The sequence below is a fragment of the Cupriavidus necator N-1 genome, assembly GCF_000219215.1.
Classification (GTDB): Bacteria; Pseudomonadota; Gammaproteobacteria; order Burkholderiales; family Burkholderiaceae; genus Cupriavidus; species Cupriavidus necator.
The window spans coordinates 1,376,411-1,400,858 of the sequence record NC_015726.1 but is presented as its reverse complement, the minus strand read 5'-3'; the positions used below and the strand labels follow the sequence as shown (position 1 = coordinate 1,400,858).

The following is a 24,448-nucleotide window of genomic DNA, read 5'->3' as shown; positions in this document are numbered from 1 at the left end:
CAAGCCCCGCTCGCCGCGCGGCGCCGCGCCCGCTACACTGCGGGCATGAGCCACACCAGCCAGGCCATGTTCCGCCACCGCAACCTTCCTCACCTGCTGCTGCAAGCGCGCGAGACATTGCTGGCCGGCTTTCGCCCGATCTTGCGGCAGTTCGGCATCACCGAGCAGCAATGGCGCGTGATGCGCACGCTCAACGAGCACGAGCCGATGGAGCCGAACCAGCTGGCCGATGCCTGCCTGATCCTGAGCCCCAGCCTGACCCGCATGCTGTGCGGCATGGAAGACGCCGGGCTGGTCGAACGGACCCGCTCTGCCACCGACCAGCGCCGCCAGCTGGTCAGCCTGACGCCGTCGGCGCGCGCCATCATCATGCAAATGGAGCCGCTGGTCGATGCACGCTACCAGGAGCTGGCGCAGCGGCTCGGCCCCGAGCGTCTGACCGAGGTCTACCGCGCGCTCGACGCCATGCTGGCCGGCCTGGCGCCGCAGCCGAACCTGCCCGAATCCACCCCGCTCGAATCCGTTGCCTCGCCACCGCCCGGGCGCGGCGGCGAGGCCGGCTAAGCCTGCTCCTTCATTGCCAATGCCCGCGTCCCATCCCGGATCACTCCTGCCGCGCCTGTTCCCATGGAGCCAGCGCGTCGACAAGACCACGCTGCGCGCCGACCTGGTGGCCGGCCTGCTCGGCGCCGTGCTGGTGCTGCCGCAGGGCGTGGCCTTCGCCACGCTGGCCGGCCTGCCGCCGCAATACGGCATCTACAGCGCGGTGGTGCCGTGCATCGTGGCGGCGCTGTTCGGTTCGAGCTGGCACGTGATGTCGGGGCCGACCAACGCCAATTCGCTGGCATTGTTCGCGATGCTGAGCCCGCTTGCGTTTGCCGGCAGCCCGGCCTATATCGGGCTGGCGCTGGCGGTCACCATCGTGGTGGGCGTGATCCAGCTCGCCGTGGGGACGTTGCGGCTCGGCACGCTGGCCAACTTTATCTCGCCGTCGGTGCTGCTCGGCTTCACCTGCGGCGCCGCGACGCTGATCGGCCTGTATGCGCTCAAGGACCTGTTCGGGCTGGCGGTGCCGACCGGCACCAGTGCGTTCGGCGTGCTGCGCCACCTGTTCGAGAACATCGACACCATCAACTGGGGCGCGGCCACCGTAGGCGCGGTCACGCTGGTGGTGACGCTGCTGTGCAAGCGGCTGTGGCGGCGGCTGCCGTTCATGTTGCTGGGGCTGCTGGCCGGCTATGGCGTGGCGCTGCTGCTGAACCAGTCCGGCGCGGGTGGCGCCCACCATGTCAACGTGGTCGGGCCGATCCCGTCGGCGCTGCCGCGCTTCCACCTTCCCGATGTCGACTGGCGCAAGCTGCCCGACCTGCTTGGCATTGCCTCGGCGCTGACCATCGTCGCGCTGGGCCAGTCGATCTCGATCGCCAAGGCGGTGGCGCTGCGCTCGGGCCAGCATATCGACGCCAACCGCGAGTTCATTGGCCAGGGTCTGTCCAATATCGCGGGCGGCTTCTTCTCTGGCTATATCTCGTGCGGCTCGCTCAACCGCTCGGTGCCGAACTTCGAAGCCGGCGCGCGCACGCCGCTGGCCAGCGTGTTCTCGGCGCTGTGGCTGGTGGCGCTGGTGGCCGTCAGCTCCCCGCTGCTGGCACAGATCCCGATGGCGGCGATCGCCGCGATGCTGCTGCTGGTGGCGTGGGGCCTGCTCGACACCGCGCGGCTGCGCCGCATCTTCACGCTCAGCCGCACGGAATTCGCCATTTCCATCGGCACCTTCGCCGCCACGCTGGTGATCCGGCTGGAGATGGCGGTGCTGCTCGGCACCGTGCTGTCGCTGGTGGCCTACCTGTACCGCACGTCGCGGCCTGCCGTGCGCAGCCTGGTGCCCGACGCCGACGATCCCGGCCGGCGCTTCACGCCGCTGGACGAACTGCGCCGCCCGCAGCCGGAATGCCCGCAACTGAAACTGCTGCGCATGGAAGGCGCGATCTACTTCGGCGCCGTGCAGTACGTGACGGATCGCCTGCACTGGTTGCGCACGGTCAACGCCGGCCAGACGCACCTGCTGGCGATGACCAAGAGCATGAACTTCATCGACCTGGCCGGTGCCGAGATGTGGGAAAACGAGCTCGCCGAACGGCGCGCGCTGGGCGGCGATCTGTACTTCCACCGCCCGCGCACGCAGGTGCTGCAGACCTGGGCGCAGACCGGCTTTACCGACAAGCTCGGGGCCGACCATATCTTCCCGACCAAGCGGCAGGCGCTGCACACGATCGTCGAGCAGCTTTCGCCGGACATCTGCGCGCAATGCACCGTGCGGATCTTTGAAGAGTGCGCGTCACGGCCTGGCGCCGCGGCCCCGGCAGCACAATGAACTGAAGCACCGGCGCGTCGGCATGAGCGGCGGCCGCACACCAGCGTTCAAGCCACAATACGGCTGCAGGAAAACCAGGAAACTGAAACGGGAAAACCGGGAGATTGCCTGTGCCGGCGTTGCCGGCTTGGCACGCAAGGCCGGACGGCCCTACGTCTGGGAACCTGACAACAGATGGGCGCCCGCGGCATGCCGGGGGCTGGCCGGGGCATCCATCCGCATCAGATCGGCGCCACGTGGGCGCGCTTGACGACGATTGGCTGGGGCGCGCCCTGCTCGATCAGCACCACGGCGGCGCGTTCGATGGTTTCGCGACCGGCACGGAATGCCTCTTCCAGCGACAGTACCTGGTCGGCACTGAAGCCTTCCCACAGTGCTTCGCGTGTCACCACGCAAGTCACCTTCTCGCCATTGACAAGTGCCTGGAACAGCAAGCCTTCATTATTGATGTCGTAGCGCTCTTGCTCTTGGAATTTGATTTCCATCGGTGCAGCCCTCCATATGCAAGTGGAGAAACATCCTAACATGGCTCCGGCAAAATCGTATGGATAGAGCCCATGCGAATGCGCTCATTGCGAAGACCATCGCGGCCGTCTTTGAGTTCCATCCGCGCGTATGTGTGGCTCCCGGTCACAACGACGGGGGGTGTTCCGGCAAGTGCATCAAACATTTGACAGCGCCGAAAATCATGCTAGAATCTCGTTCTTCGTTGGGGCGTTAGCTCAGTTGGTAGAGCAGCGGACTCTTAATCCGTAGGTCGAGTGTTCGAGTCACTCACGCCCCACCACCGAATACAGAAAGGCCGGAAGCAGCAATGCTTCCGGCCTTTTGCTTTGTGCGCTTGCTTGATTGGCTAATCTGCTGTGGCACAGGCACATGCCCACGCCACGGCGGTCCCTGCATCAGGCGCCCTGGCTGGCCCGCTCGAACAGCGTACGCGCCAGCGCGCGATGACGCAGCAGCACGTTGGGCAGGTCGGCCGTCAGCAGTGCACCGTCGCGCACCACTTCCCTGCCGTTGATCACGCTCGCCGCGACGTTGGCCGGCGTGCAGAACACCAGCGCCGCCACCGGGTCATGGCCGGCGCCGGCAAAGCCGACCTGCGACATGTCGAAGGCGACAAAATCCGCCGACATGCCCGGCGCCAGCGCGCCGATATCGTCGCGGTTGAGCACGCGCGCGCCACCCAGCGTGGCAATCTCCAGCGCCTCGCGCGCGCTCATTGCGGCCGGCCCGTAGCCAACGCGCTGCAGCAGCATGGCCTGGCGCGCCTCGCCCAGCATATGCGCGCCGTCGTTCGAGGCGCTGCCGTCCACGCCCAGGCCCACCGGCACGCCGGCATCGCGCATGGCGCGCACCGGCGCAATGCCGGACGCCAGCCGCATGTTCGAGCACGGACAATGCGCCACGCCGGTCCCGGTGCGGGCAAACAGTGCGATGCCCTCGTCGTCCAGCTTGACGCAGTGCGCATGCCACACATCGTGGCCGACCCAGCCCAGGTCCTCGGCATACTGGGCCGGCGTCAGGCCGAATTTCTCACGCGAGTAGGCAATGTCGTTGTCGTTCTCGGCAAGGTGCGTGTGCAGCGACACGCCATAGTGCCGCGCCATGTTGGCCGACTCGCGCATCAGGTCGCGCGACACCGAAAACGGCGAGCACGGCGCCAGCACCACGCGCAGCATCGCGTGGCGCGCACTGTCGTGGTACTGCTCCACCAGCCGCTGGCTGTCGCGCAGGATGGCGGCTTCCTCTTCCACCACCACATCCGGCGGCAGGCCGCCCTTGCTGCGGCCCACGCTCATCGAGCCGCGCGCGGCGTGGAAGCGCATGCCCATCTCCTGCGCCGCGGCAATCGAGTCATCCAGGCGCGAGCCGTTCGGGAACAGGTAGAGGTGGTCGCTGGTGGTGGTGCAGCCCGACAGCATCAGCTCGGCCATCGCGGTCTTGGTCGACACCGCGATCATTTCCGGCGTCAGGTGCGACCACAGCATGTACAGGTTGGTCAGCCACGAGAACAGCTCGGCATCCTGCGCCGCCGGCACCGCGCGCGTCAGGCACTGGTACATGTGGTGGTGGGTGTTGACCAGCCCGGGCGTGACCATGCGGCCGCGCATGTCGAGCACCTGCGCGCTGCCGTCATCGACCATGCGCCGGTACTGCGGCGGCAGCTCCGATGTGGGGCCGACCCACTGCACGGCGGGGCCTTCGGCAACCAGGGCGCCGTCGCGGATCTCGCGGCGTTGCGCGTCCATGGTGACCAGCACGTCGGCGTTCAGGACAATCAGGGTCATGGCGGAATTCCTTCTGCAAAGCGAATTGGGGGACTGGATGGCCGCCAGTCTACGGCGGCGAGGTGCCATCCCCCAAGCGCAGAATTCCGATCAACCTGTCCACAAAAAGTGGACACCTGCGGCACCCTGTTGCTCAGCGCGCCTGCGCGAACAACACCGCCAGCGCGTCGCCGATGCGCTCGGCCATCAGCTCGGCCGCGGCGCTGAGCGGGCCACGGGCGCGCGCCACCAGTGTCAGCGTCTGGCCCTGCAGGTGGCGGTCGCGCAGCGGCACATAGACCAGCGCCTGGCGGGCGCGCTCTTCCATCACATCGAGCGGGTTCAGCAGCGCGATGCCGGTGCCCAGCATCACCAGTTGCCGGATCAGCGCGGTCGAGGTGGACTCCGCCACCGGCGAGACCTCGATTGCATTGCGGGCAAAGGCCGCGTCAAGGATGGCGCGGATCGATAGCGAGGGCGCCGGCAGGATCAGCGGATAGCCGACGCATTCGCTCAGCAGCGCCGATTGCCGGGCCGCCAGCGCATGGCCCGGCGGCACCACCGCGCCGATCTGCCAGTCGCTGGTGGCCAGCGCGCGGAAGGCAGGCAGCTCAGGCAGGTCATAGCCAAGGCCCAGGTCGGCATCGCCCTGCTCCACCGCCGCGATAATGTCGGCCACCGGCAGGTCGGCGACGCGCACCACGATGCCCGGATAGCGCCGGCGGAAGTCATGCACCAGCGACGGCATCAGCGAGCCCGCCAGGCCGGCCGTGACCGCCACGGTGACCTCGCCGCGGCGCGCGCCTTTGAAGTCCTCGATGCGCTCGCGCAGCGCGTCGTGCTCGCGCAGCGTCTGGCGCACGTGGGCCAGCACCATCTCGCCCAGCGGCGTCAGCCGCAGCCGCTTATTGATGCGCTCGAACAGCGGCGCGCCCAGTTCCGCCTCCAGATCCAGGATCTGGCGGTTGACCGCGGTCGGCGCCACATGCAGGTGCTCGGCCGCCTTGCGGATCGAACCGCGGCGGACGACCTCGTCAAGATAGCGCAGGACTCTGGCGTGCATGGGCTGGGCAAGCTGGTGGATCGGAACCACCGCGCGGGATGCGCGCGGTGGCCTGGCATTGTAGCGGCCAGTGCAGCCTGGCTCGCAGAAATTGCGCGAAGGCTATTGCGTCTTATCCGATACCTTGCTACAATCTTTTTCTTCGTTGGGGCGTTAGCTCAGTTGGTAGAGCAGCGGACTCTTAATCCGTAGGTCGAGTGTTCGAGTCACTCACGCCCCACCAGCGAATTCAGGAAAAGCCGGAAGCGTTGCTTCCGGCTTTTTTCATTTCCGCCGCCCGGCTTCTGCGCGCGGTCGGCATGGCTGCCGCTTTCTTGATACGCGGGTTCTCACCAATTCCCCTGCGCCCGCTTTCCCGGTTGAATCGCATCCGCGCACATTGTGGAACATAGTTCCGTATCGCGGAACTATCGCAAGGTGCCGGCCGTCGCCGCATCCCGGCACGGCCTGGTCATGCCAGCGCGGGGATCCGTGACAGCGCGGGGCGCAGACGAAAGGTCGCGCCCGAAGAAACGCCTGCAGCCCGCCTGGCAAATCAGTGAAAGAAGAACGGAGGCACTCCTTGAAAGCAGTTATCAACGCCGGCGCAGCCACCTGCATCGCCGCCCTTGGCCTGGCCCACGCCGGCCTGGCCCAGGCCCAGTCCTACCCCAACAAGCCGATCCGCCTGATCGTTCCGTTCGCGGCCGGCGGCACCACCGACATCGTCGCGCGCGCGGTCTCCGACGGCCTCGGCCGCGAGCTGGGACAGCCGGTGGTGGTGGAAAACCGCGGCGGCGGCGGCGGCGCGATCGGCGCCGACGCGCTCGCCAAGTCCGCCCCGGACGGCTACACGCTGGGCATCGCCACCGTCAGCACGATGGCGACCAACCCCGCCACCAACCCCAAGAACCCGTACGACCCGCTCAAGGACTTCGCGCCGATCACCAACCTGGTCAACGTGCCGAACGTGCTGACGGTCAATCCGAAGGTGCCGGCCAAGACCCTGAAGGAATTCGTCGCGATGCTGAAGGCCAACCCCGGCAAGTACAGCTACGCCTCGGCCGGCAAGGGCAGCATTTCGCATCTGGACGGCGAGCTGTTCAAGGACATCACCAAGACCGACATGGTCCATATCCCCTACCGCGGATCGGGCCCTGCGCTGAATGACACGCTGGCCGGCCAGGTCAACGCGCAGTTCGACAACCTGCCGTCGTCGATGCCGCATATCCAGGCCGGCAAGCTGCGCGCGCTGGCAGTGGCGGCGCCCAAGCGGGTCGAGGGCCTGCCTGACGTGCCGACCTTTGCCGAAGCCGGCATGAAGGACATGAACAACATGGCCTGGTACGGCCTGGTGGCCCCGGCCGGTACGCCGGCGGCAATCATCACGCGCGTGCATGATGCCGCGGTCAAGGCGCTGCAGGACCCGAACGTCAAGCGCCGCCTGGCCGACAGCGGTGCCTACACCGACGGCAACACCCCGGCGCAGTACGCCGCCCAAATCAAGCGCGAGCTGGACCTGCGCAAGAAGATCGCACGCGACCAGAACATCACACTGGAATAACCGGACGGCGAAACCGTCCCGCGAGGGTCATGACCGGCTGCCACCTGGCAGCCGTTTTTTTATGGCTGGCCGTTGAAAATGGGCCATGGGGCACCCACATCTATCTAAAGATCGTTGCATTTGATCCGGCGCAGTACGCAGGCAACGCCATGGGTGTTCAATACTTGTAAAAGAAACTTTCACTTTGCGGACAAGCGCTGACTCGGTACATTTACCGGGTGTTCCGCCACATGTGCCCGGCCGTCACCGGCCAAGCTCGGCCCTAAAACCGGATTCGCGCAGGCGCTGCGCGACCGTCAATCGCGAGGATAAGCAAGATGCTGAAGAAGACCGTTTCGACCCTGATCGTTGCAGCAATGGCCGCGCTGGGCGCGACGCAGGTCTATGCGCAGAAGAACTACACTGACGGCGGCGATCTCTACGGTGGCAGCCACACCAAGAAAGCCAGCCCGAACCAGAACCCGGCCAAGTCCGGCAAGTTCGACCCGTACACCGATGGCGCCAAGCAATCGACCAAGTCGGACCTGACCAACTCGGGCAAGAAGTTCGATCCGAACACGGATGGCGCCAAGGCCGGCAAGTTCGATCCGTACACCGACGGCGCCAAGGCCGGCAAGTTCGATCCGTACACCGACGGCGCCAAGGCCGGCAAGGCTGATCCGTACACCGACGGCGCCAAGGCACCCGCCAGCCAGGGCGGCAAGGCGCAGTAAGCCTGCCCCGCCGCCAACCGGCGGCACCAAGGCAGACAGCCCGCTTGCGCGGGCTGTTTTGCTTTCTGGCGGAGGCAGCGCTCAGGCTGCCATCGCCTGGGCCGGGTGCGCGGGCTGCATGGTGCCGCGGTCGCGGAAGCCGACATGCCAGGACAGCGCCTCTTCCAGCAGGTGCGGGGTCTGGCCACCATGGGCGCTGGCGCGCCGGAAGTAGTCGCCCAGCAGCTCGCGGTATTGCGGGTCGGCACAGTTGGCGATGAGCGTGCGCGCGCGTTCGCGCGGCGCCAGGCCGCGCAGGTCGGCCAGGCCGTGCTCGGTGACGATGATGTCGACGTCGTGCTCGGTATGGTCCACGTGCGCCACCATCGGCACGATGCTGGAGATATCGCCGCCCTTGGCCACCGACTTGGTCACGAATACCGACAGGTGCGCATTGCGCGCAAAATCCCCGGAGCCGCCGATGCCGTTCATCATGTGCGTGCCCCCCACATGCGTGGAGTTGACGTTGCCGTAGATGTCGCACTCCAGCGCCGTATTGATGGTGATCAGCCCGAGCCGGCGCAGGATCTCCGGATGGTTGCTGATCTCCTGCGGACGCAGCACCAGGCGCGAGCGATAGCGGTCCAGGTTCGACAGGAAGCGTTGGTACACCTCGCGCGTCAGCGTCACCGAAGAGGCCGAGGCAAACGCCAGGCGCCCCGCATCCAGAAGTTCGATGGTGCTGTCCTGCAGCACCTCGGAATACATCTGCAGGTCGCGGAACGGTGAATCGACCATGCCGTGCAACACGGCGTTTGCAATGGTGCCAATGCCCGCCTGCAGCGGCTGCAGCGAGGGCGAGAGCCTGCCGGCGCGGACTTCGCGCAGCAGGAAATCGTTGAGATGGCCGGCGATATTGCGCGTATCGGCATCCGGCGGCAGCGCGTTGGACGGGCTGTCGTCCTTGGCGGTGATGACGATGGCCGCGATCTTCTCGGGATCGATGGGGATATACGGCAGGCCAATGCGCTGCTCGGGCGCGATCAGCGGGATCGGCTGGCGGTAGGGGCGCTGCACCGGGAAGTAGATGTCGTGCAGCCCTTCCAGCTCCAGCGGCATGTTCAGGTTGATCTCGACGATCACCTTGCGCGCCAGCATGGCGAAGCTGGCCGAGTTGCCGACCGAGGTGCTGGGGATGATGCCGCCCTGCTCGGTGATCGCCACCGCTTCCACCACCGCAACGTCCACCGGCGCGATCTGGCCGGAGCGCAGTTGCTCCACGGTCTCGGACAGGTGCTGGTCGATGAACATCACTTCGCCGGCGTTGATCTTGCGGCGCAGCGTGGCGTCAGACTGGAACGGCAGGCGGCGCGCAATCACGTCGGCCTCTGCCAGTACCCGGTCGATATCGTTGCCCAGCGAGGCGCCGGTCATCAGGGTGATGCGCAGTGGCTCGGTTGCCGCCCGCCGCGCCAGCGCAAACGGGACTTCCTTGCAGTCGCCCGCGCGCGTGAAGCCGCTCATGCCTACCGTCATGCCGTCGCGGATCAGCGCGGCGGCTTCGTCGGCCGAGACAACCTTGTCGTGCAGCCTGGCCAGGCGAATGCGTTCCTTGTACATCCTTATCTCCGGTCTGGCGGCCGGGCCCGTGCCCGCGCCGCGCGCCCCGTGCTGGCCTGAAGGCTCGTTGGCGGGGGTCTCCGGCAGGCAGTGTAGCCAGCCGCATACATTCTGGCTGTGATTTAAAGTCATAGTTTCCAGTCGCTTTATTCATAGCTGAAACAATGCTGGGAGACGTGCGGGCCACTATGTCCCTGTGATGCCACAGGGCATTCCCTCGCTGTCACATTGCCGGCAAAGGATTCTGGTAGTGTCTGCCCCATCGGTCGACCGTGCCCCGCCAGAGAGGTTGCGGCGTCCGTGCCGCCCGGGCCGGCCATGCTCCGGCCCCTGGTATCTGTGCGACGGATGCCAGCGCATCGCAGTGGCGGCAAACCAAAACAGGAGACGCCATTCATGCAGCCAAGACCCCTCGAACCCAGCGAGCCGGTTGTCCTTGCCCTGGTTGATGCCGTAACCGCCTGGCAAAGTGCGTTGGAACAGACGCTGTGCGCCTCTGGCCTGAACTACGCCCAGTGGCTTCTGTTGCGGGCAATCCGCCAGGATGCCTTCGTGCGCGGCTCGCCCTTGACCGGCCCGATGCCGATCGATGTCGCGCGTTCCGAGACGATGCTGGATGAACTGCAGCGCGACGGCTGGATCGAGTACGCAGACACCCAGGCGCCCCGCATTGCAGATAGCGCAGCCAGCCGGCTGCAACGCACCGCGCAGGCCCTCAGCGCGCTGCACAGCGTGTCAGTGGCGGCGTTCAGTTCGCAAGAGCGTGTTGCGCTGGGCTCCCTGCTGGAGCGGATGAAGACCACGCTGAGCGACCACACCACGCGCCAGGTTCGCGCGGGCACCCAAGCCGCCCGGCAGGAGACAGCTGCCGCGCCCTCGCATTGCCCCGGCCTGCCGCCGGTCGCCCACCGCCCCACCACCTGCCCCACCCTCGCCGCCACGCGCCTCTGAGCGCCGCGCAAGCCGGTCCCGCGGGCAGCAGCGGGAACCGACCCTTTTCTTCACGCGTCATCCTCATACCCGCCACTTTTCTTGCGCCGGGCATGCGGTTTTTTCCTAAAGTATGAGCATGCCCCGGCACATGCTGCGGGCCGCCCATCGACACCGCGAGGAGGGATCATGCCGCAGGAGAACGAAGACAAGGTCGCGCACCTGCTGGACGAACTGTCCAGCTTCGCGCGCGAGCGGCTGCCGGCGGCGATGTTCGCCGTGGTCGAGCCCTTCCTGCTGCACTACTACGACCAGGCCGACGCCGAAGACTTGCTCCAGCACGACGTCGACGATCTCTACGGCGCCGTGATGGCGCACTGGCAGACCGCACAGAAATTCACGCCCGGCAATGCGCGCATCCGCGTCTACAACCCCAACCTGGAAGAGCACGGCTGGCACTCGGACCACACCGTGGTCGAGATCGTCAATGACGACATGCCCTTCCTGGTCGACTCGGTGACGGTGGAGATCAACCGCCAGGGACTGGCGCTGCACTCGGCCATCCATCCCGTGTTCCGGGTCTGGCGCGACGCGCGCGGCGGCATCGAGCGGATCGCCAAGGGCGGCGCCGGCGAAGCCGGGGACAGCTCGCGCCTGGAGTCCTTTATCCACTTCGAGATCGACCGCAGCGGCGAGGCCGCGCGGCTGGAGGCGCTACGCAGCTGCATTGCGCAGGTGCTGGTCGACGTGCGCGCGGCGGTGGAAGACTGGCCGAAGATGTGCGACATCACCCAGACCACCATCAGCGCCATGGCGCAGGCGCCCGACGCGGCCGCGCCGGAAAGCGCCGAAGCGCGCGCCTTCCTGGACTGGATGATGGATGACCACGTCACCTTCCTCGGCCAGCGTGACTACCAGCTGGTGTCGCAGGACGGGCGCTACTTCCTGCGCGGCGTGCCGGGCTCGGGCGCGGGCATCCTGCGCGAAAGCCTGCGCGAGCCCGATACCGAAGACCTCACGCTGCTGCCCGCCGCGGCCACCGCGATCATCGAAGGGGCCTCGCCGATCTTCCTGACCAAGGCCAACTCGCGCGCCACCGTGCACCGGCCGGGCTATCTCGACTATGTCGGCGTCAAGCTGCTCGATGACAAGGGGCAGCTGTTCGGCGAGCGGCGCTTTGTCGGCCTGTACACCTCGACTGCCTACATGGCGCCGATCGCGGAAATCCCGCTGGTGCGGCTCAAGTGCGCCAATATCCTGGCGCGCGCGGGCTTCCTCGCCAAGGGGCACCTGTACAAGTCGATGGTGACCATCCTTGAGCAATACCCGCGCGATGAACTGTTCCAGGCCACCGAGGATGAACTGTTCGACATCACCACCGGCATCCTGCGGCTGCAGGAACACCAGCGCACCCGGCTCTTTGTACGGCGCGACCGCTTCGACCGCTTTGTCTCGTGCCTGGTGTTCGTGCCGCGCGACAAGTACAACACCGACCTGCGCCAGAAGATTCAGAAGCTGCTGACCGCGGCCTTCCACGGCACCAGCTGCGAGTTCACGCCGCTGCTGTCCGAGTCGCCGCTGGCGCGCATCCAGCTGACCGTGCGCGGCGAGCCCGGCACCATGCCGCACGTTGATACGCGCGAGCTGGAGGCGCGCATCGTGCACGCCAGCCGCCGCTGGCAGGACGATCTCGCCGAAGCCTTGCATGAAAGCCATGGCGAAGAGCAAGGCAACCGGCTGCTGCAGCGCTATGGCGGCTCGTTCCCCGCCGGCTACCGTGAGGACTATCCGGCCCGCACCGCGGTGCGCGATATCGAGCTGATGGAGCACGCGCTGCGCGGCAACGGCATGGCGATGAACCTGTACCGGCCGATCGAGGCCGCGCCGGGGGTGTTCCGCTTCAAGGTGTACCGTGCCGGCGAGCCGATCGCGCTGTCGCACAGCCTGCCCATGCTGGAGCACCTGGGCGTGCGCGTGGATGAAGAGCGCCCCTACCTGATCGAACCCGACAGCGGCACGCCGGTATGGGTGCACGACTTCGGGCTGGAGATTGCCGACAGCGGCGGCGCGGCGGAATTCGATATCGCGCGCGTCAAGGCATTGTTCGAGGATGCCTTCGCGCGCGCCTGGCACGGCGAGATCGAGAACGACGATTTCAACCGCCTGGTGCTGCGCGCCGAGCTGGCCGCGCGCGACGTCACCATCCTGCGCGCCTATGCCCGCTACCTGCGCCAGGTCGGCTCGACCTTCAGCGACGCCTATATCGAGCGCGCACTGACCGGCAACGCGGCCATTGCCGCCATGCTGGTCGGCCTGTTCGTTGCGCGCTTCGACACCTTCAGCGAGGTCGCCACCGACACCGCCCGCCAGGCGCGCTGCGACAAGCTGCTGGCCGATATCGGCGCGGCGCTGGACAAGGTGCCCAACCTGGACGAGGACCGCATCCTGCGGCTCTTCCTGGGCGTGATCAACGCCACCGTGCGCACCAACTATTTCCACCGTGGCGAGGAAAGCCAGCCGCGCCCGTATGTGTCGTTCAAGTTCAATCCCGCGCTGGTCCCCGGCCTGCCCGAGCCGCGCCCGATGTTCGAGATCTGGGTCTACTCGCCACGCGTTGAGGGCGTGCACCTGCGCGGCGGGCGCGTGGCCCGCGGCGGACTGCGCTGGTCAGACCGGCGCGAGGACTTCCGCACGGAAGTGCTGGGACTGATGAAGGCGCAGATGGTCAAGAACACGGTGATCGTGCCGGTGGGCTCCAAGGGCGGCTTCGTGGTCAAACGCCCGCCCCCGCCCACCGACCGCGATGCTTTCCTGCAGGAGGGCATTGCCTGCTACCAGACCTTCCTGCGCGGGCTGCTGGACCTGACCGACAACCTCGTCGGCGGCCAGCTGGTGCCGCCACCCGAGGTGGTGCGCCACGACGACAACGACCCCTACCTGGTGGTCGCCGCCGACAAGGGCACCGCGACGTTCTCCGACTTCGCCAACGCGATCTCGGCCGAGTACGGCTTCTGGCTTGGCGATGCCTTTGCGTCCGGGGGCTCGGTCGGATATGACCACAAGAAGATGGGCATTACCGCGCGCGGTGCGTGGGAATCGGTCAAGCGGCATTTCCGCGAGATGGGTGTCGATATCCAGACCACGGACTTCACCGTGGCCGGCATCGGCGACATGTCGGGCGACGTGTTCGGCAACGGCATGCTGCTGTCGCCGCATATCCGGCTGGTGGCCGCTTTCGACCACCGGCATATCTTCCTCGATCCCGACCCGGACACGGCAAGGAGCCTGCAGGAACGCACGCGGCTGTTCGGCCTGCCCCGCTCCAGCTGGGCCGACTACGACGCCACGCTGATCTCCGCCGGCGGCGGCATCTATCCGCGCAGCGCCAAGACCATCCCGCTGTCGCCGCAGGTGCAGGCAGTGCTGGGGGTCACGGCAGCCACACTGTCGCCGGCCGAGCTGATCCACGCCATCCTGATGGCGCCGGTCGACCTGCTCTACAACGGCGGCATCGGCACCTACGTCAAGTCCAGCCAGGAAACCCACCTGCAGGCCGGCGACCGCACCAACGACGCGGTGCGCGTCAATGGCAACGACCTGCGCTGCAAGGTGGTCGGCGAAGGCGGCAACCTCGGCTTCACCCAGCTGGGCCGCATCGAGTTCGCGCGCAACGGCGGTCGCATCAACACCGATGCCATCGACAACTCGGCCGGGGTGGATTGCTCGGACCACGAGGTCAATATCAAGATCCTGCTCGGACTGGTGGTTGCCGACGGCGAAATGACCGAGAAGCAGCGCAACAAGCTGCTGGCCGAGATGACCGACGAGGTCGGCCTGCTGGTGCTGCAGGACAACTACTACCAGACCCAGGCACTGTCCGTGGCCGGGCGCAGCAACCCCGCGCTGCTCGACGGCGAGGCGCGCCTGGTGCGCTGGCTGGAGCGCGCCGGGCGGCTCAACCGCCCGCTGGAGTTCCTGCCTTCGGAGGAGGAAATCGCCGAGCGCAAGCTGGCCGATGAAGGCCTCGCATCGCCCGAACGTGCGGTGCTGCTTGCCTACAGCAAGATGTGGCTGTACGACGAACTGCTGGCCTCCGACGTGCCGGAAGACGCGCTGGTTGCCGGACTGCTGTCGGACTATTTCCCGGTTCCGCTGCGCCAGCGTTACACCGACGCGATGCAGCGCCACCCGCTGCGACGCGAGATCCTGTCGACGCACCTGACCAATATGCTGGTCAATCGCATCGGCGCCACCTTCGTGCACCGGATCATGGAAGAGACCGACGCACGCCCGGCCGATATCGTGCGCGCCTGCCTGATCGCACGCGATGTCTTCGGCCTGACCACCCTGTGGCAGGAGATCGATGCGCTGGACAACCGTGTGGCCGATGCCGAGCAGGCGCGCATGTTCGGGGCCGTGGCGCTGCTGCTGGAGCGCGCGTGCCTGTGGTTCATCCGCTATCTGCGTAGCGGCAGCAAGGCCGCCGAGGATCTGGCGCGCTTTGCCCAGGCAGCGCAATGGCTGGCACCGCAACTGCCGCGGCTGCTGCCACCGGCCGATGCGACGGCGCTGTCAGAGCGCACCCGCGCCTTGACGGATGCGGGGGTCGACGAAGCGCTGGCCGTGCGCGTGGCCGGCAGCGAGATCTCCGCTGCCGCGCTCGATATCGCCGAAGTGGCCACCGCGTGCGAACGCAGCCTGGACCTGGTGGCGGGGGTTTATTTCGCGCTGGACAGCCACCTGAGCTTCAGCTGGCTGCGCGAGCGCGCGCTGGCGCTGCCATCGGACACGCACTGGGATCTGCTGGCACGCACCACCACGCTGGAAGACCTGGGGCGGCTCAAGCGCGCACTGACCGTCAGCGTGCTGACACAGGCGGGTGAACTGGATACGCCCGAAGCCATGATCGATGCGTGGCGGTCCAGCCGTCATGGCGCGCTGGAACGCTTTACGCGCATGCTGGCCGACCAGCGCGCCTCGGGGGCTGCTGGGCTGTCGATGCTGTCGGTCGCGGTGCGCGAAATCGGTATGCTGGAACGCGCATAGAGCGGCGCTGTCCAGCCGGGGGTTATTGGTCTGCTTCTGCGTCCGTGTCGATGTCCGCAGCGTCGCCGAAGCCTGCGTCGGCACCACGCGGGCGCAGTTCCAGCCCGAGCAGGACCAGCAGATCGAAGGCATCGGAAAGCAGGTGCTTCTGCCTGGGCAGCAGGCTGGCGTACGGCATGTCGTAGATCGACTGGTGCGCGGCACGCTCGCCCTTGAGGCCACGGTCGCGCGCGATATCCGACAGCAGCGCGGCAAACCCTGAGAGATCCTGCGCTGCCAGTGCTGAATTCAATACCTTGGCGATCACTTCCGGCGAAGCGTTCGCCCAGCCCATGCGTTCGGCATTGGAAGCAGAGTCTTGAGGAAGGTCGGCAAAGTCCATGATGTGTATAACGGTCCCGCCTGAGCAAGCTTAAGGCAGCAGCCATGTGTATTTGACCCCACATGCGTGGGGTGACATGGCGTGCCGCCGTCGGTCCGGACTAGCGCGGCGCCGGCTTCGCCGCCACCTGGCGGTAGACCGTGCTGCCGTCGCGCGCGGTGCGTGCCTGGACGTGATTGCGTGCACCGCATTGCGGGCAGCGGAACACGGGACCCTGCCCTTCATTGCGGATCTGCACCTCATTCGGCTCCCAGCGCGCACCGCAAGCCTGGTTCCCACAAACAAACATGAATTCTCCTTGAAACAGACGCCCGAGAGCCTGAGCCGGGCGCGATACCGGGCATGGCCGCACCGCCTGGTGGCGGCGCGGCCATGCCTGCTCAGCCGTGATTATCAGGCCAGTCGGCCGGCCGCGGGCCCATTCGCCACATATTCGGCGGCTCACCCAATGCCGTGCTCTGATACATCCAGGCGCCGCAGCCAGTGCAGCGCCAGCGGCTGTCGACCTTGCAGCGGTTGCTCATCGCAGCCATGCCCGAGGCAGCCAGGTTCTCGTGCGGCGGCACGCTGGACGGTTCGCCCACCAGCTGATGACACAGGTCACAGGCGTGCATCGGCATCTCCTGTCATGGCGATGATTGCGCGGCGGCGCCTTCAGCCATTGTGCTGCACCCATTGCCGCGCCCACGAAATCGCCGCGGCCCGCGCGTCTTCAGGCGTCGCGTGCGTGGCCGGCGGCGCGCCACCCTCCAGCACCACGGCGCCCGACTCCCAGATATCGCACAGGGCCTTGAACCGCCCCATGCCCAGCGCGTGGCAATACACGTGGATCACGAAGCCGCCGTACTCCACCACGTCGGTGGCGGTATCGGTCAGCGCCTGATCCGCCGCGGGATCGGACGGCACCAGCGGCGCATCGCGCTGGCGCAGCACCCGCTGCTCCGCGGCGGTGCGCACCAGCATGGCGCAGGCACTGCCCAGCGCCGCGCCCAGCACCGCGCCCAAGCCAAACCAGCAAGCCCTGCTCCCGCACCTCGCCATGGCATCCCCCGTAGCGACCCTGCCGGCCTGCCACGACCACGCTGTGCGACCGGCATCGTTTTCAGGTTATACCAATCCAGGCCGACACCGCTTGCCACCAACTTCCACGCGGCAAGGACACAGCGCCGCAGGGTGTGCCGGCGCACGAAAATGAGAATCGTGGGGGATGACCGAACCGCCGGCCAGGGCTATACTGTACATTCATACAGTATCCGGATACTGCCCCATGCCCTTGTACCAGTCCGATTCCATCCTGCTCGAGGCCTACTACTTCGGCGACGACAGCGAATCCCTGCGCCTGCCCTGCGGCAGTGTCTGCGTGGGCGCCGGCGCCATCCTCGTCGACGGCATCGAGCCACGCCAGCTGCAGGCGCTGCGCTGGACGCCGGATTTCCTGTCCTTCGACGCCCAGGGCACCCGTCACCGCTACCCGGTCAGCCGCCCCGCCCTTGTCGGCCCCGGCCAGGCACGCTTCGCGCTGCTTTAAGCTACGGCTTCCGCATCCCCGATGCGCCACGCCCCTTGCCCACATGCCAGACCTCAGTCCGACCGCCCGCCAACTGATCCGCTCGCTCGACCTGCAGCCACATCCGGAAGGCGGCTACTACCGCGAAACCTATCGCGGCGAAGAACAGGTCGTCTGCCAGGACGGGCGCACGCGCGAAGCCTGCACCGCGATCCACTACATGCTGTGCGGCAACGACTATTCCGCGTGGCATCGCATCCGGTCCGACGAACTCTGGCACTACCACGCAGGCTCCCCCGTGGACGTGCACCGGATCGTGGACGGCACCATCGTCACGCAGCGCCTGGGCGACCCGCTGCGGCATCCCGGCGCGGCCTTCCAGGCAATGGTGCCCGCCGGACTATGGTTTGCCGCCGAACGCCTGGATCTGGGCGATGGCGTGGACTTCGCCCTGGTCGGCTGCACCGTGGCACCGGCCTTCCGCTTCAGCGATTTCGAACTGGCCGACGCAACAGCGCTTGCCGGCCTGGCAAGCGGACATGACGCGCTGTTGGGCAGACTGACTCGCTAGCCCCCAAAAAAACAGCCCGCCGCGGCGGGGTGCGGGCGGGCTGGCAAGTACAGCGGCACGAGTCTAAGCCAGGGCCCCAGCGGGCCATGATGGGAGAACCCGGGTATCTCGCCGCTTTTTCTGGAAACGGCCGAGCAGCGCGTATAGCCCAACAGGCACTCAGGATGCAGATCAATACCTGCGGCTACAGATAATCTTGAGCTCGCCTATCACTCCCGGTCTGGAGCGGGCTCCCGGAATCGAACCGCTCGGCAAGGCCGCACGGGAAACAGTAATAACGCTTTACGTTATTAACGCTTCGCGTTAATATGACCATGATCACTTCGTTCAACTGCCGCGACACGGCACTGCTCTTCGCTGGCACGCGGATCGCCCGGTTCGTCAACATAGAATCTGTTGCCATGCGCAAGCTCCAGCAGTTGCACGCGGCCGGCGACCTCAGCTTTCTGCGAGTCCCGCCGGGTAACAGGCTGGAAGCGCTGCAAGGGCACCGGGCTGGTCAGCACAGCATCCGTATCAACGACCAATGGCGAATCTGCTTTTGCTTCGCCAATGGCCATGCAACCGACGTCGAGATCGTCGACTACCACTGAAAGGAGGCCTCCATGGCACGCGAAGTACCCCTGGCCACTCCGGGAGAAATCCTTCAACTGGACTGGCTCGACCCGCTTGGCATTTCTCAGTACGCCCTGGCCAAGGCCATCGACGTACCGCCTCGCCGTATCAATGAAATTGTGAAGGGTGGCCGCGCCATAACGGCGGACACCGCTGTACGCCTTGGTGCGTTCTTCGGCACCGATCCCCAGAGTTGGATGAACCTGCAGACGCACTTCGACACCGAAATGGCAAAGGAGAAGATCGGCGAGAAGAAGCTGGAGTCGATCAGGCAGCATGCCGTGCTGGCATGATGCGCGAAGCCTGAAATCGGCATTGGGGGCAGCCGCCAATGGGGCTGCGGCCCAGCCACGCCACCCGGCTGACGGACCGAAAGGTCATGCACTCATCCACGCTTGCATTCGACCTTCTCTTCGTATTCACCGTCGTCCTTCCATTCGCGCTCGATCAGGCAAGGGCCGTCGCGGTACTTCTGCTTCTGCTCATAGCCACGCGGACCACCCTTGCATTTGCGCTCTTCCTTGTATTCGCCATCGCGCTTCTGTTCGCGTTCGATTTCACAAGGGCCGCTACGGAATTTCTCTTTGTACTCGCCGCCACGATAGGCGCTCGGGTAGCCGCGGTCATCGGCGCGTGCGGCAGGCGCGGCCGTCAGCCAGAGGAGCGCAAAGGTAGCCACACAGAGCTTTCGGAACATAGGTGGGGAATCGGCCAGGAGGATGGCAGAGCATAGCAACGGGCATCGGCGACGGCTGTATCAAAGCGTTACCGCACCGGCCGGCCATTTCCACGCGGAAAATAAAAAACCCGCTTGGCTATTCACCAAGCGGGTTTCTGTCTGGTCGGGGCGAGAGGATTTGAACCTCCGACCACCTGCACCCCATGCAGGGTGAAAAATCTCCCGCCAAGCCTTGCCACACAAGGCATAGCGGCGAATCCATCCAAGAACCTGCCAAACAAATAGGCACGGCAGCTTGCGGGTTGCAGGTCTTTTCTCCCCGGCTTATTGGATGCCTGATATACTGTATGGACATACAGTACTTTCGCCGATCATGAACCACTTCGAAGCCGCCGAATCCTCCATCGTTGAAGCCACCCCCGCTATCGTTGCCAAGCACCGAGCGGCCGGCATCCTGACCTGGAAGTTGATCCACCAGATCGAGGATGAGGTGATGCACGAAGTCGCCCAGTCTGGCAAACACGCCCCTGCATTGCTGCGCATGCTCAAGGCTTCGCCCATGCTGGGCTATCCCAAGGACGACACGCCCGCCGACTTCACCGGGCACGACGTCATGCCTGCCACGTTCAGCGCGATTCAAGACGCCTGGAACCGCGTCAACTGAACGCCCCATCGCGTCGGTTCCGGAATGGCCACCCACACCACGATTTTTCTCGAAGCCCACTACTTCGGCGAGGACAGCGAAGAATTGCGCCTGCCCTGCGATGCCGTGGCCGCGCTTGCCAGTGGCCTGGTGGTATCCGGCATTGAGGTCCGCCACCTTCGAGCGTTGAAGTGGCGGCCCGATCATTTATCGTACTGGGACGAAGGCCAGCTGCTGCGCTTGGCGGTCGGACCATGGATCGCCTTGGATGCGCACACGGTGCGCTTCACATTGCGCTGAGCTTGCCATGGGCTCCGATTACTCCATCCCCGAGAACTGGGACCGCATCTACATCCTAGATGCCGGCGGCACTCCAGTCCGGGTATTCGACTTCGGCATGGAGGTCGGCTGGAAGATCACAATTGGCAAGCAATATGAGTTGTACGACCGGGCTGCCGGAGTATGGCGTCGAGGTGCGCACCAGGTTCTCCTGCTGGGCCAGCATGCACGATGACAAGCCGCCGAGCTTCTGGACAACCATCTGGGGCAATGGTCTCGACCGGATTTACCACTCGGCCACCTGGGAAGAGGCTCAGGACAAGCATCGGCGTGTGGTGGACAAAGTGCGACGCACGCTGCCGAACAAGGCCACTGCCGCACAGTAGTTGCACTGTTAGCGAATCCCCCAAGAAATAGGCGAAACGATAAGTGCCGTAGACGTTCCTGCCATTTGCTGCCACGGCCCGCCCCCGAATTCGTGGACAGCATCTCGAATGGAGCTTGGTTATACCGCCCTTGCGCTGAGGCTGGCGTTTGGCGAGCGGTCGCGCTAGTGAATGAATATCAAACGCCCAGAACCTGTGCCACTGACACAACTCAAACGCTGACGCCAACTCACAGCAATGCGAATGGTCCAGTTCTCCCTGTTGCAGCTCGGAGACGCTCAATTATTCCCTCGATAACGCCTCGCACCGTGGTGCCGAAAACAACGAAGCCGAAAGCCTTCCCAAATATGGCTTGAAGGACCATCACGGTGCCGTCGTCGGCCAAGGAAATCTTGTACTGGAATTGCTCGGACAAGTCAGCGCCAGCTCGCTTTAGCTGCGGAACGACACCACTCACCTCCCTAAGCAGCTCAAAAACTGGATACTTCCCTTCACTCATCAGGTCGGCGTTCGTGAACCAATTCAGGGCCAACCCGCCTTGTTCGGGAAAAACCTGACCAGTGGTCTGGTAATAAACGCCTTTCGATAGCTTCCGAGCGAACACGCACACTGCGTCATGCACCTCATCCGGCACCTTTACCGGGCAAATCTCTTGGTGCGTCTGCCCCGGCTCCGGCCTGATACCCATAACTCGGTTGAATCTCCGTGCCTCCACCGCGGTCGGCATCATCCGCTTGAACAATGCTGGGAACCTGGCATTCACGTTCTTCATGTACCCAACTTGCTTGCCGTCCTGATTTCCTGAGTCTCCCGTTGGGTCCATGCGCGCGAGCATGGCCACCACAATATCGTAGTCGGCCGTACCATGATTGCAGGCGTCACACGCGGGAAACTCGAAACCCTCGGGCCAAACGCGGAACTGAAAGAGCGCGCGCGGCGGGCAATGTTCGACAGTTGTGCTTGGCGCCCCGCAGAATGCGCACGCAGGGTGCTTCGCCAAAAAAACCTCACGGGAATACTGCGACGAGGGCATTTGTGCGTACTAGGGAAAGAATGATCGGCACAGTATATCCGCGCCTATCACGATGCCAGCATCACTGTTTCCGGACACCAGATCTCAACTAGCTTACAGTGCCGGCAGCACACTGCCCAAGCGCGCCCAGCACGGTCACCATCCAGTCCTGCCAGACATCATAGTCTGCCATGGACGGTGCGTCCGGCACCTCGCACGGCGCGGCCAGCGCGCTATCGAGCGGCGGCGGCTTGCTTAGCTTTTTGACAGTTTCGAGCAAACCAGATCAAGCGGGACGTGGGGGTGCCGCCGGATAGGTTTCGCCGATAGCATGCGAACTCCAGTTGAATCTGCATGACTGCACCTTGTTCCGACGGATACAAGAAGGAAAAGACCATGACCCCGTATCAGCGCAGGATGTCAAATTTCGTATGGGTAGCTCGAGTCTACGCTGTAGGAGGACTGCTCTTCCTCTTCTTCTTGCAAGGCACCAGGGGGGAGTGGATCATCTTCGTCTCTACGGCAGTCGTCCTTCATGCGCTCGCTCATGGATTCGATGCCGTCTACGACTCCCTCGCAGAAGTATTGGCCGGCCCCCCTCCCGACGACCTTAGGTAAAGGAAGCGAGCCGCCACCGGCATGGTTTACCGACGACGCGCCCTTACCTCGTTCTCAAGTTCCGCCAACCGCTTGCCCTGCTCCGCGACTCGCTCATCCCGCCAGGCGAAGTCCCGGCGGGCGTCCGCCCCGGTATAGCGATCCCCCTCCATCCGCTCAATGGTCTTCTTCATGGCCACCATCTCCGTCTTGATCTCGATCAGCGCCGAGTTGGTGGCCTCGCGCTGGCCGAAGTAGGCAGACAGCGCGGCCACCAGCGCTACCAGCAGCCCCCAGAACGGCAGCGTTGGCCGCTCCATCTTCACGGCGACGTGACTATCGCTCTGCTGCATAGCAGCCCTCCCTGGCTTCGATTGCGGCATCCAACGCGACCGCATCGCGCCGGGCCTTGTGGTATTGCTCCGCGGAGCCGAGATATGCCCTGACCAGGGCGCCCATGCTGTCATCGGTGGGCGCCGGCAGCTTTGCTGGCGGAATCGTCCGCAGGCTTCTGGGGATCGGCTGGCATTCCGCCCTCAGCGGCGGCGACGAGGCTGCGCAGGACGCCAGGGCCAACGCGGCAATCGCGAAAGACAGTCTTTTCAACAATTTCGGGCTCCACAGATTCCCGGATGGTCCGGTAGATGGTGACGATGCGCTCGCGGTCCTCCTGCTTGGCCACAAGCACGTCCTGGTCCTTGGCGACGACCTGCTTGTTCAGGCGCGCGATCTCCTTGTTCCGCTTGTCGATCGCGTCCTTCAGCGCCGCCTGGCCTGCTCGGAAACCGGCGGCGTGCACGCTGGCCCGCCACGCCGCGCCGCCGGCGGCAAGTGCCAGCAGCATGCCGAGCACAATGGCCGCCTTGGTGAGGTGGGTCATGTCTCCTCCACGTCCGGTAAGTCGACATTCTGGCCAGCCAGCGCGTGGGTGCTGTCCGTCAGGAACGTGATCTGCCCTGGCTGCGCGCCATTGCACCCAACGAATGAGTGGCAGACGTGCTTCTTGGGCGGCACACCATCGCCCTGCCACTCGTCCCAGCTTGAAAGAACACTCGGGGTGAAGGCCGGCTTCTCCATGTCGCCATTGAACCCCCAGCGCGGCTTGCCGGCGTTGTGCGGCGATTCATCGTTCTCGCCCGGCGGCAGCCAACTAACCGGCAGGATGTGCACCCCCGAGCCGCGCGTGCCGGCCTCGCATCCGGGGCAGATCCACTTGATGCCGTAGAACCGGCCCTCGGTGTCGCGGACGATCTTGGCCTTGCTCATGACAACCTCCCTTCGCACATAGCGCGTTCCGCCGCTCGACGCTTCACCAGGCCGGGCAGTTCGCGCCCGCCGGCATAGGTCCAGCGCGAGAACTCGGCGCACCCGCCGACGTAGTCCCCTGCGTTGAACTTGCGCGCCATGGTCGAGCGGCAGTAGGCGGAGACGCCCACGTTAAACGCGAAGCTGGTCGCAGCGGCCAGGCGGTAGGTCTGCCCCTTCAGGCCCGGCGTGCAGGCGAGGACGCCGTCGGCATGTTCGACTAGGTCGGCATCGAGCAGCGCCGCGCACTCGGCTGGCGAGTACGGACGGCCCAGCACCGCGGTCTTCGTGTGGCCGGCGCAGGCAGTCACGATGCCGATGGGATCCTTGTAGCCGCGCAGGATCACGCCTTCGAACTTCGGCACTGAGGTAAGCAGCAGCGCCGCCGCGCCGGCGCCGACGGTCGCCTGCAGGGTCCGCTTCGATCCGGTCCTCATTCGGCTGCACCCTTGTCGGCGTCGATCAGATCCTTCAGGGCCGGCTGCGCGACGATGCGCGAGAAGGCGGCAGCGAAGGCCACCAGCGCCGCGGCGATCGCAGCCATCGCGGGCTTGCCGGTGAGGTACATGTCGGCGCCGGCCTCCAAGCTCGACAGAAAGCCGGCCAGCAGCGACAGGCGCACGCTCCACAGCCGCGGGAACTGTTTCTTGGCCTCTTCGATGAGTTCCATGTGAACCTCCGGAAATGAAAAAGGCCCGCGCGCGGCGGGCCTGTGGTGGGTGAAAGGTGCGGCTATCGTTCGGCGACCGCCAGCAGCGTCTGCGACGTGATCGCACCGCCAGTAGCCGGCCGCGTGCCGGTGTACAGCCGCAGCTTCGCGCTCGCGCCGGCGGCAGTGGTGATTGCATCGAGGCGCGCATTGCGCAGCGCGGTGGACATGCCAATGGTCATGGGTGACTCCAGAAACGAAAAAGCCGCCCAGAGGCGGCTAGAT

General features: G+C 65.5%; 31 protein-coding genes and 2 tRNA genes. 16 read left to right on the top strand and 17 right to left on the bottom strand.

Annotation, left to right across the window (positions count from 1 at the left end):
* Positions 1-45 precede the first annotated feature (45 nt).
* Together hpaR and CNE_RS06770 are read left to right on the top strand one after the other, a co-directional pair.
* On the top strand, positions 46-564 hold the full coding sequence (hpaR, locus tag CNE_RS06775; protein WP_013956383.1) for a homoprotocatechuate degradation operon regulator HpaR: 519 nt from the start codon (positions 46-48) through the stop codon (positions 562-564).
* A gap of 19 nt (positions 565-583) precedes the next feature.
* Entirely contained in the window at positions 584-2,374 is a 1,791-nt protein-coding gene (locus tag CNE_RS06770) for a SulP family inorganic anion transporter (protein WP_013956382.1), read from the top strand.
* A gap of 221 nt (positions 2,375-2,595) precedes the next feature.
* Here CNE_RS06770 and CNE_RS06765 read toward each other — a convergent pair whose 3' ends face one another.
* A complete protein-coding gene (locus CNE_RS06765) occupies positions 2,596-2,859 on the bottom strand; it encodes a DUF1488 family protein (protein ID WP_010813081.1) in 264 nt (87 codons plus the stop codon).
* 226 nt (positions 2,860-3,085) lie between these two features.
* On the opposite strand from CNE_RS06765, the gene CNE_RS06760 reads away from it, so the two are divergent.
* Positions 3,086-3,161: transfer RNA gene (locus CNE_RS06760), tRNA-Lys, on the top strand.
* 115 nt (positions 3,162-3,276) lie between these two features.
* Here CNE_RS06760 and CNE_RS06755 read toward each other — a convergent pair.
* Together CNE_RS06755 and CNE_RS06750 are read right to left on the bottom strand one after the other, a co-directional pair.
* A complete protein-coding gene (locus CNE_RS06755) occupies positions 3,277-4,665 on the bottom strand; it encodes an 8-oxoguanine deaminase (protein WP_013956381.1) in 1,389 nt (462 codons plus the stop codon).
* Positions 4,666-4,798: 133 nt separating this feature from the next.
* Entirely contained in the window at positions 4,799-5,707 is a 909-nt protein-coding gene (locus tag CNE_RS06750) for a LysR family transcriptional regulator (RefSeq protein WP_013956380.1), read from the bottom strand.
* Between the two features lie 147 nt (positions 5,708-5,854).
* On the opposite strand from CNE_RS06750, the gene CNE_RS06745 reads away from it, so the two are divergent.
* The 4 genes from CNE_RS06745 to CNE_RS06735 all read left to right on the top strand — a co-directional run bounded on the left by CNE_RS06745 (position 5,855) and on the right by CNE_RS06735 (position 7,963).
* Positions 5,855-5,930 (top strand) — tRNA-Lys (locus tag CNE_RS06745).
* Between the two features lie 339 nt (positions 5,931-6,269).
* Positions 6,270-7,250 (top strand): Bug family tripartite tricarboxylate transporter substrate binding protein, encoded by a 981-nt coding sequence (locus CNE_RS06740; protein WP_013956378.1) that lies wholly within the window; start codon positions 6,270-6,272, stop codon positions 7,248-7,250.
* Between the two features lie 29 nt (positions 7,251-7,279).
* Positions 7,280-7,420 carry a hypothetical protein gene (locus tag CNE_RS41515; RefSeq protein ID WP_013956377.1) on the top strand — a complete coding sequence of 47 codons (141 nt, stop codon included), beginning with the start codon at positions 7,280-7,282 and terminating at the stop codon, positions 7,418-7,420.
* Between the two features lie 147 nt (positions 7,421-7,567).
* Positions 7,568-7,963 (top strand): hypothetical protein, encoded by a 396-nt coding sequence (locus tag CNE_RS06735; protein ID WP_013956376.1) that lies wholly within the window; start codon positions 7,568-7,570, stop codon positions 7,961-7,963.
* A gap of 81 nt (positions 7,964-8,044) precedes the next feature.
* Here the strand turns inward: CNE_RS06735 and CNE_RS06730 are convergent, their stop codons facing one another.
* Positions 8,045-9,562: an acetyl-CoA hydrolase/transferase family protein gene (locus CNE_RS06730; protein WP_013956375.1), complete on the bottom strand. Its 1,518-nt coding sequence runs from the start codon at positions 9,560-9,562 to the stop codon at positions 8,045-8,047.
* Between the two features lie 396 nt (positions 9,563-9,958).
* Between CNE_RS06730 and CNE_RS06725 the strand changes: the two genes are divergently transcribed.
* Both CNE_RS06725 and CNE_RS06720 read left to right on the top strand, forming a co-directional pair.
* Positions 9,959-10,513 (top strand): hypothetical protein, encoded by a 555-nt coding sequence (locus tag CNE_RS06725; RefSeq protein WP_013956374.1) that lies wholly within the window; start codon positions 9,959-9,961, stop codon positions 10,511-10,513.
* Between the two features lie 168 nt (positions 10,514-10,681).
* Positions 10,682-15,538: an NAD-glutamate dehydrogenase gene (locus CNE_RS06720; protein WP_013956373.1), complete on the top strand. Its 4,857-nt coding sequence runs from the start codon at positions 10,682-10,684 to the stop codon at positions 15,536-15,538.
* Positions 15,539-15,560: 22 nt separating this feature from the next.
* Here CNE_RS06720 and CNE_RS06715 read toward each other — a convergent pair whose 3' ends face one another.
* The 4 genes from CNE_RS06715 to CNE_RS06700 form a co-directional block, all read right to left on the bottom strand.
* Entirely contained in the window at positions 15,561-15,920 is a 360-nt protein-coding gene (locus tag CNE_RS06715; protein WP_013956372.1) for a hypothetical protein, read from the bottom strand.
* 100 nt (positions 15,921-16,020) lie between these two features.
* Positions 16,021-16,209: a hypothetical protein gene (locus CNE_RS06710; protein WP_018310329.1), complete on the bottom strand. Its 189-nt coding sequence runs from the start codon at positions 16,207-16,209 to the stop codon at positions 16,021-16,023.
* A 91-nt stretch (positions 16,210-16,300) separates the two neighbouring features.
* A complete protein-coding gene (locus CNE_RS06705) occupies positions 16,301-16,534 on the bottom strand; it encodes a hypothetical protein (RefSeq protein ID WP_035817458.1) in 234 nt (77 codons plus the stop codon).
* A 40-nt stretch (positions 16,535-16,574) separates the two neighbouring features.
* Positions 16,575-16,916: a hypothetical protein gene (locus tag CNE_RS06700; protein ID WP_238553077.1), complete on the bottom strand. Its 342-nt coding sequence runs from the start codon at positions 16,914-16,916 to the stop codon at positions 16,575-16,577.
* A 271-nt stretch (positions 16,917-17,187) separates the two neighbouring features.
* Between CNE_RS06700 and CNE_RS06695 the strand changes: the two genes are divergently transcribed.
* The 4 genes from CNE_RS06695 to CNE_RS06680 all read left to right on the top strand — a co-directional run bounded on the left by CNE_RS06695 (position 17,188) and on the right by CNE_RS06680 (position 18,906).
* Entirely contained in the window at positions 17,188-17,448 is a 261-nt protein-coding gene (locus tag CNE_RS06695; protein WP_035817461.1) for a hypothetical protein, read from the top strand.
* Positions 17,449-17,491: 43 nt separating this feature from the next.
* On the top strand, positions 17,492-17,998 hold the full coding sequence (locus tag CNE_RS06690; RefSeq protein WP_013956367.1) for a cupin domain-containing protein: 507 nt from the start codon (positions 17,492-17,494) through the stop codon (positions 17,996-17,998).
* A gap of 314 nt (positions 17,999-18,312) precedes the next feature.
* Complete coding sequence (locus CNE_RS06685; RefSeq protein ID WP_041228359.1) at positions 18,313-18,591, top strand: type II toxin-antitoxin system RelE/ParE family toxin; 279 nt, start codon at positions 18,313-18,315, stop codon at positions 18,589-18,591.
* A gap of 12 nt (positions 18,592-18,603) precedes the next feature.
* Positions 18,604-18,906, top strand: coding sequence for a HigA family addiction module antitoxin (locus CNE_RS06680; protein WP_013956365.1), 303 nt, complete (start codon positions 18,604-18,606; stop codon positions 18,904-18,906).
* Between the two features lie 92 nt (positions 18,907-18,998).
* Here CNE_RS06680 and CNE_RS06675 read toward each other — a convergent pair whose 3' ends face one another.
* A complete protein-coding gene (locus tag CNE_RS06675; RefSeq protein ID WP_238553062.1) occupies positions 18,999-19,292 on the bottom strand; it encodes a hypothetical protein in 294 nt (97 codons plus the stop codon).
* Positions 19,293-19,665: 373 nt separating this feature from the next.
* On the opposite strand from CNE_RS06675, the gene CNE_RS06670 reads away from it, so the two are divergent.
* From CNE_RS06670 to CNE_RS40960, 3 genes are all read left to right on the top strand, one after another.
* Positions 19,666-19,956 carry a DUF2471 family protein gene (locus CNE_RS06670; protein WP_041227864.1) on the top strand — a complete coding sequence of 97 codons (291 nt, stop codon included), beginning with the start codon at positions 19,666-19,668 and terminating at the stop codon, positions 19,954-19,956.
* Between the two features lie 24 nt (positions 19,957-19,980).
* Positions 19,981-20,235, top strand: coding sequence for a hypothetical protein (locus CNE_RS06665; protein WP_013956362.1), 255 nt, complete (start codon positions 19,981-19,983; stop codon positions 20,233-20,235).
* A 134-nt stretch (positions 20,236-20,369) separates the two neighbouring features.
* Positions 20,370-20,600 (top strand): hypothetical protein, encoded by a 231-nt coding sequence (locus tag CNE_RS40960; RefSeq protein WP_148271570.1) that lies wholly within the window; start codon positions 20,370-20,372, stop codon positions 20,598-20,600.
* A 229-nt stretch (positions 20,601-20,829) separates the two neighbouring features.
* Here CNE_RS40960 and CNE_RS06655 read toward each other — a convergent pair whose 3' ends face one another.
* From CNE_RS06655 to CNE_RS41505, 8 genes are all read right to left on the bottom strand, one after another.
* Positions 20,830-21,441, bottom strand: coding sequence for a hypothetical protein (locus CNE_RS06655; RefSeq protein ID WP_148271569.1), 612 nt, complete (start codon positions 21,439-21,441; stop codon positions 20,830-20,832).
* A gap of 280 nt (positions 21,442-21,721) precedes the next feature.
* Positions 21,722-21,892: a hypothetical protein gene (locus CNE_RS41510; protein WP_013956358.1), complete on the bottom strand. Its 171-nt coding sequence runs from the start codon at positions 21,890-21,892 to the stop codon at positions 21,722-21,724.
* A gap of 364 nt (positions 21,893-22,256) precedes the next feature.
* The gene (locus tag CNE_RS06645) at positions 22,257-22,562 is read right to left on the bottom strand and encodes a hypothetical protein (protein WP_013956357.1); all 306 of its coding nucleotides are present in this window, start codon (positions 22,560-22,562) and stop codon (positions 22,257-22,259) included.
* A 110-nt stretch (positions 22,563-22,672) separates the two neighbouring features.
* The gene (locus CNE_RS06640) at positions 22,673-23,089 is read right to left on the bottom strand and encodes a hypothetical protein (protein ID WP_013956355.1); all 417 of its coding nucleotides are present in this window, start codon (positions 23,087-23,089) and stop codon (positions 22,673-22,675) included.
* Positions 23,086-23,475, bottom strand: coding sequence for a hypothetical protein (locus tag CNE_RS06635; RefSeq protein WP_013956354.1), 390 nt, complete (start codon positions 23,473-23,475; stop codon positions 23,086-23,088). Before CNE_RS06635 ends, CNE_RS06640 begins: the two co-directional genes overlap by 4 nt.
* Positions 23,472-23,951 carry a lysozyme gene (locus CNE_RS06630; RefSeq protein WP_013956353.1) on the bottom strand — a complete coding sequence of 160 codons (480 nt, stop codon included), beginning with the start codon at positions 23,949-23,951 and terminating at the stop codon, positions 23,472-23,474. Before CNE_RS06630 ends, CNE_RS06635 begins: the two co-directional genes overlap by 4 nt.
* Positions 23,948-24,184, bottom strand: a complete 237-nt coding sequence (locus CNE_RS06625; RefSeq protein ID WP_013956352.1) for a DUF7940 domain-containing protein — start codon at positions 24,182-24,184, stop codon at positions 23,948-23,950. The genes CNE_RS06630 and CNE_RS06625 overlap by 4 nt, the downstream gene beginning before the upstream one ends.
* A gap of 62 nt (positions 24,185-24,246) precedes the next feature.
* On the bottom strand, positions 24,247-24,405 hold the full coding sequence (locus tag CNE_RS41505) for a hypothetical protein (protein ID WP_013956351.1): 159 nt from the start codon (positions 24,403-24,405) through the stop codon (positions 24,247-24,249).
* Positions 24,406-24,448 lie beyond the last annotated feature (43 nt).